The 918-nt window shown below is 45.5% G+C and carries 2 protein-coding genes; one reads left to right on the forward strand and one right to left on the reverse strand.

Annotation, left to right across the window (positions count from 1 at the left end):
- Nucleotides 1-447 (forward strand): alpha/beta fold hydrolase (locus tag A3750_RS24145; RefSeq protein ID WP_156498910.1); only part of this gene is annotated, 447 nt, incomplete at its 5' end.
- Nucleotides 448-516: 69 nt separating this feature from the next.
- Here the strand turns inward: A3750_RS24145 and A3750_RS24150 are convergent.
- The coding region (locus A3750_RS24150; RefSeq protein WP_369819982.1) for an ammonium transporter at nucleotides 517-918 on the reverse strand (402 nt) is incomplete at its 5' end.

A 918-nucleotide genomic window follows, 5' to 3' on the forward strand; every position in this document is an offset into this window, starting at 1 on the left:
CTCATAAGTCCTGCAGGGGTGCATGATTTTCCATCCGAAATGGACGCTCTGCTAAAAGAAGGAAAGAATCCGTTGATCCCAGAGAGTGAGGAGCAGTTTTACACGCTTTTGGATTTTGTCATGTCTGAGCAACCGTTTATTCCGGCGGCAATCGCAAAAGCGGAGGCTGAGGTGTCTGTTTCTCGCGCTGAAATAAACAAAAAGATCTTTGCGGATATTCGTTCAGATATGGAGCTTGGTCTAGAAAAAGAGTACAAGAACATTTCGGCGCCAACGCTGATCATATGGGGAGACCAAGACAAAGCGATTAATGTGAAAAATATTGATCGATATGCAGCGCTTGTTTCGAATTCACAAAAAGTTGTTCTTGAGGGAATTGGACACGTTGCCATGATAGAAGTGCCTGAATATACAGCAGAACTCATGCGCAAGTTTCTAAAGAACTAGTTTTTAATTATAGGCAGAAAAAAGGCTCCCATTTGGGAGCCTTTTTTATACGAGTTGGCTAAGGACGAATTAGTCTTTAGTGAACTCTGGGTACGCTTCCATACCACACTCTGAAAGGTCGACACCTTCGTACTCTTCTTCTTCTGATACTCGAAGACCCATCACTGCTTTGATGACGCCCCAAGCGATCAAGCTTGTTACGAATACCCATACGAAGATAGTCAATGCGCCTACTAGCTGACCCATGAACGTAGCGTCTGCGTCTGATAGAAGAACCGCGAAGATACCCCAAAGACCAACAACACCGTGTACAGAGATCGCACCGACTGGATCGTCAAGCTTAAGCTTGTCGAGCGTTACGATTGAGAACACTACGATCACACCACCGATTGCACCGATGATAGTAGCAAGAAGTGGAGATGGATCAGCAGGTTCAGCGGTAATCGCAACTAGACCAGCAAGAGCACCGTT

This window comes from Oleiphilus sp. HI0079, from assembly GCF_001635105.1.